The organism is Macrococcus epidermidis, assembly GCF_003259695.1.
Classification (GTDB): Bacteria; Bacillota; Bacilli; order Staphylococcales; family Staphylococcaceae; genus Macrococcoides; species Macrococcoides epidermidis.
This window is the reverse complement of record NZ_PZJH01000003.1, coordinates 79,097-95,951: the sequence shown is the minus strand read 5'-3', so window position 1 is coordinate 95,951 and position 16,855 is coordinate 79,097. Positions and strand designations below refer to the sequence as shown.

The window sequence follows — 16,855 nt, the reverse complement described above, 5'->3', positions numbered from 1 at the left end:
TATCAATTAAATAAATAAGTTTAAGTTTGCTTTTTCAGTATCACCTAAGTATGTCGCTACACCGCCATATTCAACGCCTTCAATTAACTCTTCACGTGAAACAGCCATAATATCCATACTCATTGTGCAGGCTACCATCTTGATGCCCATACTTTGCGCTTTCTCAATCATCACTTCTAACGAATCTACTTTCTTCTTATTCATAACATGTTTAATCATTCTAGACCCCATACCACCCATGTTCATTTTAGAGATAGGTAATTTTCCAGCATGTTTTGGCATCATCTGACTAAACATTTTATCTAAACCTTGTTTATCTACTTTTATTCCTGGTCGTTTAATCACATTTAGACCCCAGAAAGTAAAGAACATCGTCACTTCTTTACCCATAGAAGCTGCCCCAGTCGCTATAATAAATGATGCTAAGGCTTTATCTAAATCTCCGCTAAACACAACCATCGTAGCACCGGTCTTAGTTTCAACTAATTGATGACCATTACTATCGTCCATCACATTCACCGGTAAACGCTTACCCTTTTGAATTACGGCAATGACTTTGTTTCCTTCTGTCTCATTCTTTACAACTGTATTGCCTGTCACTTTAGCCCATGATTCGATATCCTGACAGAAACCAAAGTCTGTAACGTGGATTTCTAGTTGTTCACCATCCTGCATACCATCTAAATTTCCTTTTACTTTTAATATTGGACCTGGACATTGCAATCCACTTGCTTCTACAAATCTTCTATCTTCTCTTAACATCATTTGTTTTACATCTCCACTTTGTTCAGTATTTGTTATCTTTTCTTCTTTATTGTTTATATTCATATCATTCATTCTTTGAGGTGATTTTGATATATTTTGTGGTTGCGATAAGTAATTCTGTTTATATAATTTGTAACCACCATCTAAATTAATAACATCGAATCCTTCATTTTTTAAGATACGAGCTGCATTATATCCACGTTGTCCAACCTGACAATAAATAACAACCGGCATTTCTTTATCAATTTCTGACAAACGTGTTCTTAGCTCACCTAACGGTATATTTTTAGCATCTTTAATATGTCCCATTTCATATTCAATAGGTTCTCTTACATCGATAATCTGATGTTCAGTATCATCAATGTCACTCACCTGCATCAATTTCATGTCATCTTCTAATACATTTTGTGCAATATATCCCGCCATATTCACCGGATCTTTTGCAGATGAGAAGGGTGGCGCATATGCAATTTCAATACGTTGTAAATCTGTAACTTTCTGACCAAATGTAATTGCACTGGCAATTAGATCAATACGTTTATCTACACCTTTTCGTCCGACAATCTGCGCTCCGTAAATCTCTCCTTCAGGAGAAAATATTACTTTGATTGTCATCGGCGTTGCACCAGGATAATAACTTGCATTAGATTGACCAGACACATGAATAACATGATATTGTTTTCCTAAAGTTTTTAAAGCCTTCTCATTTAAACCTGTGCTTGCAACATTTAAATCAAACACTTTAGCAATCGCTGTACCAATCGGATTGAATTTTTCAACTTGCTTGCCATTTAAATGATCGGCAAGCAATCTGCCTTGTCGATTAGCGATCCATGCAAGTGGAATGTGAACATCTTGTACACTAATCGCATGCGTTACTTCTGCAACATCACCAATGGCATAGATCGATGCATCTGAAGTTTGGAATACATCATTTGTCTTAATCGTTTTCTTCACACCCAAATCTAATCCTGCTTCTTCTGCTAAAGTAGATTCTGGTAATACACCAATAGCCATAATAACCATGTCTGCATTTACGACATCACCATTACTTGATAACACTGTATTTTCATTTATCTTTTCAATCGATTGTTTTAATCGTAAGTCCACACCTTTATTTATCATATGATTATGTAATTCAATTGCCATATCCATATCAATACCAGGCATTACTTGATCACCTAACTCAAATAAAGCAACATCTAAGTCTAATGCTTTCAAGTTTTCAGCCATCTCTAAACCAATGAACCCTCCTCCAACGACTGCCGTTGACTTCACATTATTTTCTTTAATATATGCAATAATTTTATCCATGTCCGGAATATTTCTTAAAGAAAATACATGTTTAAAATCTGCACCTTCAATTGGTACATGAATAGGTTTAGCCCCAGTTGAAAGTACTAAAACGTCGTATGCAATCTCACTACGTTGTCCATCCGCCTCAATCGTAATTGTTTTGTCTTCTCTATTAATTACAACAACATTCGTATCTGTCATCACATTAATATTCATTCTGCTTTCCATGAGTTCTGGGGTCTGAATTAACAATTTACTTCTATCTTTTATTTCCTCACCGATATGATATGGCAAGCCACAATTAGCAAAAGAAACGTAACTACCTCGCTCAATTAAAGTAATTTCATCTTGTTCATTTAATCTTCTTAAACGTGCTACTAATGACGCCCCACCTGCTACGCCACCAACGATTACTATCTTTTTATTCATTTATTATTCCTCCTCAACCAAAATACCTATAGGGGTATATTAAACTATATATATCAACATGTCAAATACCCCATCCCCTATTTTTATGATTGACAAAAATACCCCGTTAGGTATATAGTTGTAGACATTACAAAACAGAAAGAGGTTATATAATGGAATACGATAAAAGTGCAATGAACAGACTTAAACGTATACAAGGTCAATTAAATGGTGTGATTAAAATGATGGAAGAAGGAAAAGATTGCAGAGACGTTGTTATGCAGCTTAGTGCATCTCGTAGCGGTATTGAACGCTTAATTGGAGTGATTGTTAGCGAGAATTTAACTGAATGCGTTAAAGAAAGTGTTAAAAATAATGAAGATACAGATGAACTTGTAAAACAAGCTGTTGATTTGTTAATAAAAAGCAGGTAACACAAATGACAAACTATCAAATAATTAATGTCGAAACATTAAAATCATTATTAGATCAGAAGAAAATTAATCTCATCGATGTGAGAGAAGTTTATGAATATGAAGAGCATCATATTCAAGAAGCAGTTAATATCCCTCTATCCGTATTATCAGAACATACCGATCAGCTCAATAAAGATGGCCATTACTACATCATCTGTAGATCAGGTAACCGAAGTGGGCAAGCTTGTCAGTATTTAAGTGATTTAGGGATAAAAACGACTAATGTAGATGGTGGCATGTTAGATTGGGAAGCTTTATAATGGCATTTCTATTATTTGCTGTTATTGGAGCACTCGGTGCATTCCTTTCTGGACTTATTGGTATTGGTGGTGCAATTATTATGTATCCGATGCTACTATTTATTCCACCATTATTTAATATTGATATGTCACCAACGACAGCAGCCGGTCTCACTGCAGCCCAGGTATTCTTTAGTACATTCAGTGGAAGTATTAGCCAAAGAAAGAATGAAAATCTCAACTCATCTATTATTATACCGATGAGTATCGGTATTCTTTCAGGAAGTATTACAGGCGCATATGTCGCATCAGTATTTGATGAAAGTATCATCAATATCGTGTATACATTTCTCGCTATTGTGGCAGTTATTCTTATGTTTATTAAAGTGAACCCAAATGACACGAACGCAAAGTATAATAAAATAGCATTATTTATTGTAGCTGCAGTAATAGGAATTTTATCAGGAATTGTAGGTGCTGGAGGAGCATTCTTAATCGTTCCGATCCTACTTACATTCTTTAAAGTACCCTTTAGAGTTGTTGTTGCTAACAGTATCATCGTTGCTTTCGTATCATCAATTGGTACATTCTTTACGAAATTCATAACAGGCAGTGTTGATATGGAGCATGCACTACCATTAATTATCGCCAGTTTAATATTTGCACCACTTGGCACGAAAGTATCTAAACAAACAAATCAAACAGTATTAAGATATATACTGACTGCTTTAATAATCATCGCAGCGATTAAGATGATTATGGATATAATATAAAAGAGAGCCGAGTGGCTCTCTTTTTTAATCGATTGAGTTTTTCTTGAACAAAAATGCTGTGATAATAAACGAAATAAGTGTCCAAATCCCAATAATAATAATATGTTTTATATCATTATTTTGAGCTAATAAGTCATATTGCGCTGTAGGACTATAACTATTGAGTCTCACAAAGAAATTATCTTTATCAAACCCCATATTAGAGAAGGTTGGTGCCATTGCAAATAAAAATAGTACTGGTAAATAGTATACACTAGTTTCAGATACATTCTTAACTGCTAAACCTATAGCAATTCCTATAAATAGGAAAAATAAGAATAATAGAATAAATCCTATAATCATTTTTCCATTTGTAAGTACACTGACATCTATAATTATTAGGCTTATAAAAATCGTAATTATAGTAAAGAAACTCACTACTAAACTTTTGCCTATAAGAATATCCAACATCGATGCAGGGGAATTAACAAGTCCCCTTAAGGTATTCTTCTCTTTTTCTTCAGCTATCATTGTCATCATTGTTCCAGTCAAGACTGCCCCTAAACAAATTGCAATCATTAATATTGCCAGACTTTTCCCCCCGTCTCCTTGTAAAGGAGTTTTACTAAATATTAAAGACATTACAATTGGCAATATCGGCATCGTTAGTAACATCATGTTTCTCATAAATTCTTTGAAATCTTTTTCTGCAATTGCCATTACTCTATTCATCTTCATATTAAACAAGCTCCTTTCCAGTCACTTTAATAAATACTTCGCCTAATGTCGGTTCGTTGGTATAAATACGTTTCACTTGTTTCGTATTGAGTAAATCTGTAATTTGCATTACATCTTCTTTATGCACTCTTTTCTTCTCTAAATTATTCATTTCCACAGTAATTGTCTGATCTGAATGTTGATATCTCAAATTATCTGGTGTATCCAGTGCAATAAGTTTTCCGTTATTAATTAACGCAATGCAATCACATAAACTTTCCGCTTCATCCATATCATGTGTTGTTAAGAATATAGTTGTTCCACTTTCTTTTAATTTTAATAAACCTTTATGAATATGTCTTGTCGTATTTGGGTCTAGGGCTGAAGTTGGTTCATCCAGGAATAATAGTTTAGGTTGATGTATTAGAGCTTTTGCAAGCAATATTCTTTGACGCATCCCTTTCGATAACTTTTTAACCACTGTTTTCTTCTCATTTTCTAATTGTACAAATGAAAGTACCTCATCGATTCTATTTACAGGTTGCTTATAAAGTCCTGCAAACATTTTTAAATTATCAAATACTGTTAACCTTTCATATAGTGCACTGTTATCAGAGAGAATACCTATTTGTTCTCTAAACTCTGCTGTTTGAAGTGCTTTATCTTTATATTGAAATACTTGAATGCTACCTTCTGTGATAGATGTTTCTCCTGTTAGCATCTTAATCGTCGTTGTCTTCCCTGAGCCACTCGGTCCAAGTAATCCAAATATCTCACCTTGATTAATATTTAAAGATAAATGATCAACTGCTTTTTGACTGTCGTACATCTTTACTACATCATTCATTTGTATAAGTGTCATAAAAATAGCCTCCAATCAATTTGTTACCCAAATTGTATTAGAGACTAGGGGTTCTCACTATAAAATACACGTTAAATGTACTTAATTTTCCGTGAACTGTACCGTATGACTATTAAAATATCCTTGAATTTCTTTCACTTTGTTACGTGATAATGGTACGAATGTATTTTCTAAACCATCTATTTTAATCGAATATGAATTCTTCGACCATGTAATCATCTCTGTTACTTTCTGCAGATTGATAATATAAGAACGATGGCATCTATAGAAGCCATACACCTTTAATTTTTCTTCAAGTTCATTCAAAGTATAATCTGCTTTAAATGATTCATTATTAAAATGAATATTTACCTTTCCTTCTGCTCCCTCAATATAGTCGATATCTTCAGGATTAATAAATAATGTCTTATCTTCTGTTTTAACAGTTATTCTAAATACGTTACTACGGGAAAAATTCGAATTTATTTCTTGGGAAATATTTTGTATGTCATTAATATTTCCTCTGACTTTATCATTTTCTTTATTATTTATTTTCTTTTCATCATATGTATCATTAATACTTTCTTGATTGTTCTTATTTATCACACTATCCAGCATATCGCGATTATTAAATATCTGAGCAGATTGTCCTTTTTCAATTGAATCAGCTAATTCTACTGCTTCTTCTATGTCCTCATAAACTTCTAAACGTTTAAATTGAAATTTTTTTACCTGATAAATTTCATTTGATAATAATAATCCATGGTCTAAATATGAGAGTATATGTAGAATTTTACGATCCGCATTAAATTGCGTGAGTACATTTAAGATTGTATCAACTGTTTCCACTTTTAAGTTATGTAATATATCTTTAAAAATGATAAGTTTATTATCCTGTACATATGCCAAAGCTACTTTCAATAACACAAATTCATCATATTCTAATTTCTTTACTTTCACATTGCTATATTCTATTAACATAAACTGTCGTAAAACATCATCTATATTATATGTTGCACTAAACCATCTCATATAAAATTTTAATTGTTCTTTAACTGTTAAACGTTCATGAAAAGGTGTATTAAAAGTTTCTATCCATACATCTCTTCCCTCAAAATGAGTGATAATTTCTTTTTGTTGATTCATATTAGAAACAATACATGCATGATCTTTGAAATCTAATGTTTGTAAATGATTAATTAATTCAGTCATACATCCTCCCAATAGTAGTATGTCATAGGAAATATATAGATACTATAAATCTATTATACATGAACCGTAATATACATATTGGATTATCGAATATCAAAAAAAGCCTGTGAATTCACAGACTTTAAAAGTAACTTAATTAATCATTTTATTTTTTCATTCATTTTCAAATATTTATTATAGTTTTCTATCCCAATGTCTTTGTACAACAAGCGCATCTAAATATTTATTTGTATCATCACTCATTTCAACAATGCCTGGTTGTGTTACATCAACAGCAGTTTCTTCTAATGCTTTAGCAACAGATGCATCATAACCGATTGTTTTAAAGTGACGGTTAGCTGCTTCAATGAAATCTTTCACAGGTGGTAATAATGGTGTTTTAACATCTAATACAATCAGACCGTCAAATAACGTAGAATGTACTGTATCAAATGTTTCAGACACTTTCAATTCACCTAATTTAAATGCTTTCTCGCTCACTAATTTATAATTTACTTTATTATCAGCAAGTGTAGTTATTAATTTTTTGATCTTAGCTTCATCTGATTGTTCAGTTACTAATATAGCAACAGATAAAGTATCTAATTTTTTAACTGTATTTTCCATGCTTAATGCTGGAGATTTTTTATCTGACTTAACTTCTTCATCTGTAGTAGGTGCATCAACACCAATTTTTTCAGCAATTTGAGTCGCTAAATCTTTATCTACTTTATTAATATTTGCAACCGCATTTTCTTTTACAAAGTCATGTTTACATTTACCTAATTCGAAAGCAAACGCATCACGCAAATGTTCTTTTTCTGGTTGACTTAAACTGTTATAGAACATTTTCGCTTGTGAATAATGTTCTTTAAAGCTTTCACTTCTAGCACGCACTTTATGAGCATCGATTTTTTCATGATAATGTTCAAATCCACCTTCTTCAGCTGGTGTTGTGTGTGGATTGTTATTATTGATCGCATTGTTATGGTATGCAGTTTGTCCTTTATGGACAAATGTTTGATGCATACCATCACGTTGATTGTTAGCAAACGGACATACTGGTCTGTTAATCGGTAACTGATGGAAATTCGGTCCACCTAAACGTGATAATTGCGTGTCAGTATATGAGAATAAACGTCCTTGTAATAACGGATCATTACTGAAGTCAATACCAGGTACAAGATGTCCAGGATGGAATGCAACTTGCTCTGTTTCTGCAAAGACATTATCTACATTGCGATTTAAAGTCATTTTACCAACGCGTTTTACTGGCACTTCTTCTTCTGGCCATAATTTCGTTGGATCTAGTATATCAAAATCAAATTTAAATTCATCTTCTTCAGGAAGAATTTGAAAACCTAATTCCCACTCAGGGTAATCACCTTTATCGATTGCTTCGTATAAGTCTTCACGGTTATAATCTGAATTTTTACCAGCGATAATTTGAGCTTCATCCCAAACTAATGAATGTGTTCCAAGCAATGGTTTCCAGTGGAATTTAACAAAGTGTGATTTCCCTTCCGCATTTACTAAACGGAAAGTATGCACTCCAAAACCTTCCATCGTACGGAAACTTTTCGGGATACCACGGTCACTCATTGTCCACATTGTCATATGTGTTGACTCTGGGTTTTGTGCAAAGAAATCCCAGAATGTATCATGAGCTGTTCCACCTTGAGGAATTTCATTATGTGGTTCTGGTTTAACTGCGTGTACTAAATCAGGGAATTTAATGGCATCCTGAATAAAGAATACTGGAATATTGTTTCCTACTAAATCATAGTTACCTTCTTCAGTATAAAATTTTGTTGCAAATCCACGCGCATCACGTACAGTATCGTTAGATCCTTTTGAACCTTGTACAGTAGAGAAACGAACAAATACAGGCGTCTTCTTACTCGTATCTGTTAAAAATTTTGCTTTAGTATATTCACTTAAATCTTCATATAATTCAAATTCACCATGTGCCCCATAACCACGCGCGTGAACAATTCTTTCAGGAATACGTTCATGGTCGAAATGTGTCATCTTTTCTCTGAAATGAAAATCTTCTAATAATGTCGGACCACGTTCCCCTGCTTTTAATGAAAATTCATCTTCTGCCATTTTTAAACCTTGGTTTGTCGTTAACGGTGTATCTTCAGAATGGTCTCTACGAAATGCTTCTAATTGCTTATCTTTTTCATTAGTCATTGTAGTGCCCCCTATATTATATTTACATACAAATTACTTATTCCCATTTCAAATAAATAGAAACGTTGTACACTTTTTGTATGGAATTTTATATAATAAAAAATTGCATTCTAATTGTAGAATGCAATTTTAGTAATTTTGACCTTACATCTAAACTTATCATTATAGTTATTTACTTTGATGTAAGCGTTTTATATAATAGGTTAAAGCTTGGAAAGTGGTGAGTTGATGTGAAATACTATCTAATACGTGTTCTAATTTCAATTGTTTGTTTTATTATCATTTCAGTTATCGATATGACTTTATTAACGAAAGGATCTACCGCTGATCTCTTCGCAAAATCTTTTCTTGTCACACTAATTTTTACAATCCTTTATTACTATATCCAGTTACATCGTCATTCCAAATATCATGATTAATTAAAAAATCTGGATTAATTAAACACAGGATTTTTGGCACCAAATATTCTTGCCTTCATTTCTTCACCTGCTGGAGTTCCAGCAAGTCCTCCTAAGCCTGTTTCTCGTAATTCTGCAGGAAGACTACGGCCAACTTTGTTCATTGCTTCGATTACTTCATCTGCAGGAATTTTACACTCAATACCAGCCAAAGCTAAATCAGCAGCAATCAGTGCATTACCTGCTCCAATTGTGTTTCTCATAACACATGGTATTTCTACCAAACCTGCGACTGGATCACATACAAGACCAAGTAGATTTCCTAAAGCATGTGCTAATGCATGTGAAGATTGTTCAGGTTTTCCACCTTTTATCGCTACTGCTGCAGCTGCTGCTATTGCTGAAGCACTACCTACTTCTGCCTGACATCCACCCATTGCACCGGCAACACATGCATTATTGGCAATTACAATACCGAATAATGATGTTGTCAGTAAGAAATCTATTTCCTGTTCTTCAGTTAAATTTAATTTGTCTTCAACAGAAAATAATACACCAGGTATTGTTCCAGATGACCCTGCAGTAGGCGTTGCACATATTAAACCCATTGCAGCATTCACTTCATTTGTAGCAATAGCATACTGCAATGCTTTTGCAACATCGCTACCGGATAAAGGTTCATTTTGTTCACGATATTTTTTCATTCTAATTGCATCTTGTCCAGTTAGACCTGTTACAGATTTCACACCCTCTCCCGAGGAGCCACGTAGAACAGCAGCTTTCATTACTTTTAGGTTCTCTTTCATTTTATTTCTTACTTCTTCATACGTCATATCAGACGTTTCCATCTCCATCTCTGTCATCATTTCAGCAAATGATTTACCAGTTTGTGTTGCAGTATCTATAATTTCTTTAATTGAGTTATACATTTTAGTTCCTCCTCATTTTACTTGAATCAATAATATTCTTTCTAAATCTATACTAGATTTGAAAATTCTATTTGTGGATATTTCTCTTTAATATTTTGCAATAATGCTGGTTTAATCGGTTTGTGTAAATGTAAAGCTACAATATATTTGTTATTTTTTTGTGATTTAATTTCCTCGTTGATTTGTAAACCACTTTCTGCAAGATCATTAATACATCTATTAAATTCTCCTACCGATTGCTCTCCATACAAAACAAGTATTGGTAAAGTATGGTTGAGAAGTGCACAGGCTCCATTGACATGAATACTTCTCAATTTAATAGTACCGCCACCTATAGAGTTTCCACATACTTCAATATGTTTATGTTCACTGTCTAATCTAACAAGCGCTGTGTTAGGATGTTCACCTTTACTTGGTCCTTTTTCTTCAATAAATTCAATTTGAATACCTTTTTCCTTAGCGATATCTATAGAATCTTTTACGCGTGGATCTTCAGTTGGGAAATTTAAAATCCCGGCGATTAATGCTAAATCTGTTCCATGTCCTAGATGTGTTTCTGCAAAAGATTCATAATATGAAATACTTACTTTCTTAGGTTCCTCACCCAAAATATGTCTTGACGCCAATCCTATTCTAACTGCTCCTGCTGTATGTGAACTTGAAGGGCCAATCATAATTGGACCTATAATATCGAATGCACTTTTATAATCTGATGTTCTAGCCATTATTATTTCCTCCTATTGTTTTAACAATATATTTTTACAAATCTTTTATAGGTTTATTTACTATGCATTTTGATTTCTTGCTCTTTTTAAAGTAGGCATCTTTACAGATACTGAGATGTCATGTTTCTTAAAGAATGTTGCAAAGAGCCAAGCTAATACCATACTTGAAACCGCTACTGCTAATCCACAAAGTAGAACAGGAACTGTATCGTTAAATCCGAATGCTACAATAAATCCTGCGATTGGAGTAGCCATTCCTGTAACATTGATAACTAATCCAAACGCTGTTATAATACAAGCATTTACCATACCGATAATCGCATTTGAGCCGTAAAGCTGAACAGGCTTTTCTGCAATAATATCAATTTGTGTTAATGGTTCAATCGCTACAGCAAATGGTGTTGCTTTAGTTCCGTATCCTAATTTTTTAAACAATACAAAGTTTGCAAATGAATTACCTGTACAGCATAGAGCCCCTATAGCCATCGGTGTACCAACTAGTCCCAACAGACTTGTTAATACCATAGAGCTTAGCGGTGTCATCCCAACTACAGGGATAATAGCTCCAAGTACGATTGCCAATACATAAGGATTTGCATCTCCCACAGCAGTGATTGCTGATCCAATTTGAGTTAATACTGCAATTACAGAAGGCTGAATTGCTAAAGCAATAAGTGTCGTTAAAGCTGGTGCCACTAAAATTACAACGATTAAGTCCAAACCTTCAGGTACACGTTTTTCTATTTGTTTAATCAAAAAGCTAATAGCATATGCGGCTATAAACGCTGGTAACAATTTAACTTTTAGCAGTGATAAACCTACGATTAAAGCATATACCGGTGAGATACCTAATTTGATACATGTTAATATTCCGACAGCCAAACCACCAAGGCCTCCAAGTGTATCACCAACTTGTACAAAGAAAGGAATATCAAACACTCCTCCTATTGCATAACTAAGAAATGCTTGTGGTAAAAATGTTGAACAGGCGGCTCCGGAGAGTGCTTGAAGACCTTCCTTACCGTATGGTGCAAAATTTAAAAATAACGACATACAAATAAGTACAACTAATAATGTTCCTACGCCAATAATAATATCCATTGATTATTTCTCCTTTATTTAAGATTAATTTTTATACTTTGAATTTTGACATTCATCATCTTTCAATGGCCATCAAAAGAGTTTGTTATCTTTTTCACAAATTAATCATATCATTTTTGAAAACGGATACAATGAACAAAATATGAATAGATTTTGTATATTTATATTTTATTATGTATAATTATGCTTTGATTTTTATTTCGGAATTAGAACAGTCTTGTTACTCCTACACTTCACCGCTTTAAAGCTTTTATTTATTTAATTTCTGTTATACATATATAAATATTTAAATGTGATTTTTATCACTAATAATTCAAAACCTTTTAAAATCAATGAATTTAAAAGGTTTTAAATTATCTGATATTCTTTAATTAGATAAAGTATTATATTACAAAAATGATAGAGTGTGTGGTATAAATAAAATATTATTTATATTTGATAAAATATAACATAATTTACTTTAATAACATTTTTAAATTCTAATATATTTTTTAATAAATATTCGATATGCATGTAACATCTCTGTTATAACAAAAAAAACCGTCCATTTTAGCATGAGCTAAAACGAACGGTATGAAAATATATTAATTTGTTATTCTTAATTATTTATCTAAGAAGTCACGACCTTCATCTAATTTTTGGAATCCTCTTAAGAAGTATACACCTGCCATAGCTGATAAGAAGATGATACCAATAATAACTGATACACGTGTTTCATCATTAATTAACATTCCGATTAATACCATTACTAAGAAAGCAATTGTAATGTAGTTCGAGAATGGCGCGAATGGCATTTTAAATGGATGATTTTCAGCTAAATCAGGTCTTTGTTTTCTGTATTGTAAATGGCTGAATAAAATCATAAACCACGGAATCATACCTGGTAAGATAGATGCACTATAAACATATACGAAAATATTTGCTGCGCCATCAATATACATTGGTAATACTACATTTAAAATTACTCCGATAAAGATACCAATTGAAATCGTAAGTACAGCATAAACTGGTACACCATTTTTCATAACTTTTGCAAATGCACGCGGCATTTTACCTTCATTTGCTAATGTGTAGATCATACGGCTTGAACTGAAGATACCTGAGTTACAACCAGACATTGCTGCTGTAATCACTACAAAGTTAATAATTGCTGCTGCAGCTGTAATACCAACTTTAGCAAATGTCGCTACGAACGGGCTACCTACGTTACCTAATTCATCCCAAGGATAAACAGTTACGATAACAAAGATTGCACCAATGTAGAAGATTAAAATACGCCAAATAATACCATTAACTGCTTTTACTACGTTTTTCTGTGGATCTTTTGTTTCACCAGCAGTAATACCGATTAATTCTACCCCTTGATAAGAACCAACTACCATTGATAATGCAAAGAAGAATCCTACGATACCTTTAGGGAAGAATCCACCATGCTCCGTTAAGTTACCAAATCCAATAGGATTACCATTGTTACCAAATCCAAATAATATAATACCTAAACCTGCTATGATCATTAAAACAATTGTTACAATCTTAATCATTGCAAACCAGAATTCGAATTCTCCGAATGCTTTAACTGAAGCCATATTCGCTAATGCTAAAGTCACAATTACGATGATACCTGGAATCCAAGTAGGTAAATCCGGCCACCAATATTGCATATATTGTCCAACAGCGATTACTTCACTCATACCAACTACAACCCACTGGAATATATTTGCCCATGCTGTAACATAACCAAACACCGGGTGTAAGTATGTTGAAGCATAATCAGCAAATGATCCAGTTGTAGGGAATAAATAAACTAATTCCCCCATCGCACGCATTACTAAAAATAAAAATAATCCAGCAACTAAATAAGCTAAAATTGCTGATGGTCCAGTCCATTTAATCGTACTTGATGCACCCATGAATAAACCTACCCCAATGGTACCACCTAATGCGATCATTTGGACTTGTCTTGAACTAAGACCTCTCTTTAAATGATTGTCTTCCATTTTTTCTATCCCCTTTTGTTTTTTAAATATTAAAACATTCTTTACTATTCTGAAATTATACTATAATTTCAGAAAATTAGAAGTACTATTTATAAACTTTAGGAGAATATGAAAAGGGTGCAAGAGAAAACCCTTACACCCACGTGCTTTAACGCTTTAAACTTTTTTGAAAAAATTATTTTCAAATAGATTATTTCCTTTTATTTTTTATAATCGTAAGCAACCTCTTGTAATTTTTCATCATATTCAATATATAAATCGTAATCTTTGAAAAACCACTCATCCATTTCGTTAACATAGAAAATAATACCATCTGCTTCAACTTTTGCAATTGCTTTATCATAATCCGGATCCACATTAAATGCTAAAGAGTGACTCTCCTGAATCTTGCTTGAACCATAAATTTTAGCATAGAATTTAACTGCCTGTCCTGCTTCTAAACCAACTTCGTCTTTGAACCATTGCAGTGCTTTATCTGAAATATAAATATTCATATCGTACCTCCCATAATAAGTCTTTCTGAAGAAATTATATCATCAGACTAATATTAAAGTCTTAAATTATGTCTTCATTGAAATAACTAATATGTTAAGGCTGTTTCTTCACCTTTCAACACACGCATGACACCTTCGTATAAAGCTAGTAATTCTTCTTCGCCAGGCATTACTTTTACTTTAGAAATCCACTCAACATGTGATTTTATGTTATCAACAACATATTGGGAATGACTCACACCACCTGTTAAAATGATATAATCTACATCACCTTTCAATACCGCTGCCATTTCAGCAATACCTTTAGCAATCTGATAACACATGCCATCAAAATAAAGCTTTGCTTCCTTATCTCCGTTTAAAGCTTTTTGTTCAATCGTTTGAATATCAATTTCACCTAAATAAGACTTCATACCACCTTCTCCAGCTAGTATTGATTTCACTTGTGAAATATTTAACTTTTCTTCAATAATGAGCTTCGCAAAATTTATTAATGGTAGTTGCCCAGTTCGCTCGGGAGAATAAGGTCCTTCGCCATCAAATGCATTTACACAATCAATAACTCGCCCTGACTGATGTGCACCAATTGAAATACCGCCACCGATATGGGTAACAATCACATTGGCATTAAAATAATCCATACCCTCTTCAGATAACACCTTACGTGCCACAGCCTTTTGATTCAATGCATGAAATACACTTCGGCGCTCAATTCCTTTAAATCCTGAAATGCGTGCAAGATCTTCAAATTCATCCACTACAACCGGATCTACTGTATATGCTTTCACACCGTAATCACGCGCAATATCATTAGCGATGATTGCTCCTAAATTTGAAGCATGCATACCATATGTACCAGAACGAAGATCATTTACCATCTCTTCATTCACCAAATACGTGCCTCCAATAATCGACTTCATCAGTCCACCACGGGCAACAACTGCTGCTAAATCTCCCGGATAAATATTATGAGACTCTAAGAAAGTACGTAAACGCTCTTCTCGCATCTCAATTTGATCCATTACTGTATCATACTTTCCAATCTCTTCAACCGTATATCTAAAAATACTTTCGTCCACACAATTATCACTACAATATAGAGCAACCTTACTAGAAGTTGAACCTGGATTAATGACTAATATATATTTTCCGTCCATTATATGTCCCTCACTTGTCGTACTGCAAAGTCTAGAGCGTACAATTTACTTTCTGGAGAATCACTGCGTGAAGTAAGTACAATCGGTACTTTTGCCCCAACAATTGTACCTCCTATTACAGCATTTCCTATTACTGAGAAAGCTTTATACAATACATTACCAACATCAATTGTAGGTACTACTAAGATATCTGCATCGCCTTGAATAACGCCGTCATACCCTTTATGATCTGCAGCTTCCTTAGAAGTAGCTAAATCAAAAGAAATAGGACCAGCTACAAGCGCATTTTCACTACCTTTAAATAATGAAACGACCTCACTTGCTAATACTGAAGATGGCATCTTCGGATTAAATGTCTCTGCAGAACTAATCATAGCCACTTTAGGTTGCGAAATACCTATGCGATGCGCTACATCAATGGCATTATCAGCAATTTGCTTTAACTGTTCAGAAGTTGGTGTGATATTCATTGCAGCATCCGTTAATAATAACTGCCTGTTATTTCCCGGTAAATCAACAAGCGCCACATGAGATAACACGGATTGACCGCGAAGATTATATTCTTTTTGAAGTACTTCTTTTAATACCGTACGCGTTTGAACCATCCCCTTCATAAGCACTTGGGCATCTCCAGTTGCCGCCATTTCTACAGCACGTTTAACAGAATCTCCCTCCGTTTCACATTGCTCATACATCCATACATCATTTGAATCAATATTCTCTTCTGTATCAAATACGAAAAAAGATACAACATCTTTATATAATTGTTTCGCTTTTGTTATCACTTCTAATATCTCTGGTCTTGAACCACCAGGAATAACTACCTTAATCATCTATATTCCTTCTTTCTGATTATAACCTAGTACTAAGACTAGATAATATTTTTGTTCGATAGTATTTTCTCACATTCGAAAATAGATGTAAAGGAATCATATATAGACACTACAAGTAAAGAATTCAATATAAATTTTACAAGTATTCAATCCATTTCTTCAAAAATACTAAATTTATATAATAAAAATATAATTGTAGGTAATTATTTAGTTGATAATCAAAAAACTCATACACAAAATTTCCATATTTCTGACCTATTATATTCACAATCTTGTGATTTTTATTTATGTCTTTTATGCTAATATTTATTTTAACTTGTGAAAATATGGAGGAAAGTTT

The 16,855-nt window shown here is 33.3% G+C and carries 15 protein-coding genes; 3 read left to right on the top strand and 12 right to left on the bottom strand.

What is annotated here, in order from left to right:
• Nucleotides 1-6 precede the first annotated feature (6 nt).
• The gene (locus BHU61_RS08230; RefSeq protein ID WP_111716058.1) at nt 7-2,490 is read right to left on the bottom strand and encodes a DsrE/DsrF/DrsH-like family protein; all 2,484 of its coding nucleotides are present in this window, start codon (nt 2,488-2,490) and stop codon (nt 7-9) included.
• Between the two features lie 152 nt (nt 2,491-2,642).
• On the opposite strand from BHU61_RS08230, the gene BHU61_RS08225 reads away from it, so the two are divergent.
• From BHU61_RS08225 to BHU61_RS08215, 3 genes are read left to right on the top strand one after another with little or no spacing between them, the layout of a single operon-like run.
• Nucleotides 2,643-2,903 (top strand): metal-sensitive transcriptional regulator, encoded by a 261-nt coding sequence (locus tag BHU61_RS08225; RefSeq protein WP_096077637.1) that lies wholly within the window; start codon nt 2,643-2,645, stop codon nt 2,901-2,903.
• 5 nt (nt 2,904-2,908) lie between these two features.
• Nucleotides 2,909-3,205 (top strand): rhodanese-like domain-containing protein, encoded by a 297-nt coding sequence (locus BHU61_RS08220; protein WP_111716056.1) that lies wholly within the window; start codon nt 2,909-2,911, stop codon nt 3,203-3,205.
• Nucleotides 3,205-3,957 carry a sulfite exporter TauE/SafE family protein gene (locus BHU61_RS08215; protein ID WP_111716055.1) on the top strand — a complete coding sequence of 251 codons (753 nt, stop codon included), beginning with the start codon at nt 3,205-3,207 and terminating at the stop codon, nt 3,955-3,957. Before BHU61_RS08220 ends, BHU61_RS08215 begins: the two co-directional genes overlap by 1 nt.
• Before the next feature lie 24 nt (nt 3,958-3,981).
• Here BHU61_RS08215 and BHU61_RS08210 read toward each other — a convergent pair whose 3' ends face one another.
• From BHU61_RS08210 to BHU61_RS08160, 11 genes are all read right to left on the bottom strand, one after another.
• A complete protein-coding gene (locus tag BHU61_RS08210) occupies nt 3,982-4,674 on the bottom strand; it encodes an ABC transporter permease subunit (RefSeq protein ID WP_111716053.1) in 693 nt (230 codons plus the stop codon).
• A 1-nt stretch (nt 4,675) separates the two neighbouring features.
• Complete coding sequence (locus tag BHU61_RS08205) at nt 4,676-5,515, bottom strand: ABC transporter ATP-binding protein (RefSeq protein WP_111716052.1); 840 nt, start codon at nt 5,513-5,515, stop codon at nt 4,676-4,678.
• An 81-nt stretch (nt 5,516-5,596) separates the two neighbouring features.
• On the bottom strand, nt 5,597-6,706 hold the full coding sequence (locus BHU61_RS08200) for a LytR/AlgR family response regulator transcription factor (protein WP_111716050.1): 1,110 nt from the start codon (nt 6,704-6,706) through the stop codon (nt 5,597-5,599).
• A 174-nt stretch (nt 6,707-6,880) separates the two neighbouring features.
• The gene (locus tag BHU61_RS08195; RefSeq protein WP_111716048.1) at nt 6,881-8,881 is read right to left on the bottom strand and encodes a catalase; all 2,001 of its coding nucleotides are present in this window, start codon (nt 8,879-8,881) and stop codon (nt 6,881-6,883) included.
• A gap of 433 nt (nt 8,882-9,314) precedes the next feature.
• Nucleotides 9,315-10,208, bottom strand: coding sequence for an L-serine ammonia-lyase, iron-sulfur-dependent, subunit alpha (gene sdaAA, locus BHU61_RS08190; protein ID WP_111716046.1), 894 nt, complete (start codon nt 10,206-10,208; stop codon nt 9,315-9,317).
• Between the two features lie 47 nt (nt 10,209-10,255).
• A complete protein-coding gene (sdaAB, locus tag BHU61_RS08185; protein WP_111716045.1) occupies nt 10,256-10,933 on the bottom strand; it encodes an L-serine ammonia-lyase, iron-sulfur-dependent subunit beta in 678 nt (225 codons plus the stop codon).
• A gap of 60 nt (nt 10,934-10,993) precedes the next feature.
• Nucleotides 10,994-12,034: a PTS sugar transporter subunit IIC gene (locus tag BHU61_RS08180; RefSeq protein WP_111716043.1), complete on the bottom strand. Its 1,041-nt coding sequence runs from the start codon at nt 12,032-12,034 to the stop codon at nt 10,994-10,996.
• A gap of 602 nt (nt 12,035-12,636) precedes the next feature.
• Nucleotides 12,637-14,031, bottom strand: a complete 1,395-nt coding sequence (locus tag BHU61_RS08175; protein WP_111716042.1) for an amino acid permease — start codon at nt 14,029-14,031, stop codon at nt 12,637-12,639.
• Nucleotides 14,032-14,231: 200 nt separating this feature from the next.
• Nucleotides 14,232-14,525: a HesB/YadR/YfhF family protein gene (locus tag BHU61_RS08170; RefSeq protein WP_111716040.1), complete on the bottom strand. Its 294-nt coding sequence runs from the start codon at nt 14,523-14,525 to the stop codon at nt 14,232-14,234.
• A gap of 86 nt (nt 14,526-14,611) precedes the next feature.
• On the bottom strand, nt 14,612-15,682 hold the full coding sequence (buk, locus tag BHU61_RS08165; RefSeq protein ID WP_111716039.1) for a butyrate kinase: 1,071 nt from the start codon (nt 15,680-15,682) through the stop codon (nt 14,612-14,614).
• Nucleotides 15,682-16,515, bottom strand: a complete 834-nt coding sequence (locus BHU61_RS08160; protein ID WP_111716037.1) for a phosphate acyltransferase — start codon at nt 16,513-16,515, stop codon at nt 15,682-15,684. The genes buk and BHU61_RS08160 overlap by 1 nt, the downstream gene beginning before the upstream one ends.
• Between the last annotated feature and the right edge of the window lie 340 nt (nt 16,516-16,855).

Excerpts from the sequence above, each read along its gene's own strand:
- BHU61_RS08230 (WP_111716058.1), bottom strand. The coding sequence starts at position 2,490 with ATGAATAAAAAGATAGTAATCGTTGGTGGCGTAGCAGGTGGGGCGTCA.
- BHU61_RS08225 (WP_096077637.1), top strand. The coding sequence starts at position 2,643 with ATGGAATACGATAAAAGTGCAATGAACAGACTTAAACGTATACAAGGT.
- BHU61_RS08220 (WP_111716056.1), top strand. The coding sequence starts at position 2,909 with ATGACAAACTATCAAATAATTAATGTCGAAACATTAAAATCATTATTA.
- BHU61_RS08215 (WP_111716055.1), top strand. The coding sequence starts at position 3,205 with ATGGCATTTCTATTATTTGCTGTTATTGGAGCACTCGGTGCATTCCTT.
- BHU61_RS08210 (WP_111716053.1), bottom strand. The coding sequence starts at position 4,674 with ATGAAGATGAATAGAGTAATGGCAATTGCAGAAAAAGATTTCAAAGAA.
- BHU61_RS08205 (WP_111716052.1), bottom strand. The coding sequence starts at position 5,515 with ATGACACTTATACAAATGAATGATGTAGTAAAGATGTACGACAGTCAA.
- BHU61_RS08200 (WP_111716050.1), bottom strand. The coding sequence starts at position 6,706 with ATGACTGAATTAATTAATCATTTACAAACATTAGATTTCAAAGATCAT.
- BHU61_RS08195 (WP_111716048.1), bottom strand. The coding sequence starts at position 8,881 with ATGACTAATGAAAAAGATAAGCAATTAGAAGCATTTCGTAGAGACCAT.
- sdaAA (WP_111716046.1), bottom strand. The coding sequence starts at position 10,208 with ATGTATAACTCAATTAAAGAAATTATAGATACTGCAACACAAACTGGT.
- sdaAB (WP_111716045.1), bottom strand. The coding sequence starts at position 10,933 with ATGGCTAGAACATCAGATTATAAAAGTGCATTCGATATTATAGGTCCA.
- BHU61_RS08180 (WP_111716043.1), bottom strand. The coding sequence starts at position 12,034 with ATGGATATTATTATTGGCGTAGGAACATTATTAGTTGTACTTATTTGT.
- BHU61_RS08175 (WP_111716042.1), bottom strand. The coding sequence starts at position 14,031 with ATGGAAGACAATCATTTAAAGAGAGGTCTTAGTTCAAGACAAGTCCAA.
- BHU61_RS08170 (WP_111716040.1), bottom strand. The coding sequence starts at position 14,525 with ATGAATATTTATATTTCAGATAAAGCACTGCAATGGTTCAAAGACGAA.
- buk (WP_111716039.1), bottom strand. The coding sequence starts at position 15,682 with ATGGACGGAAAATATATATTAGTCATTAATCCAGGTTCAACTTCTAGT.
- BHU61_RS08160 (WP_111716037.1), bottom strand. The coding sequence starts at position 16,515 with ATGATTAAGGTAGTTATTCCTGGTGGTTCAAGACCAGAGATATTAGAA.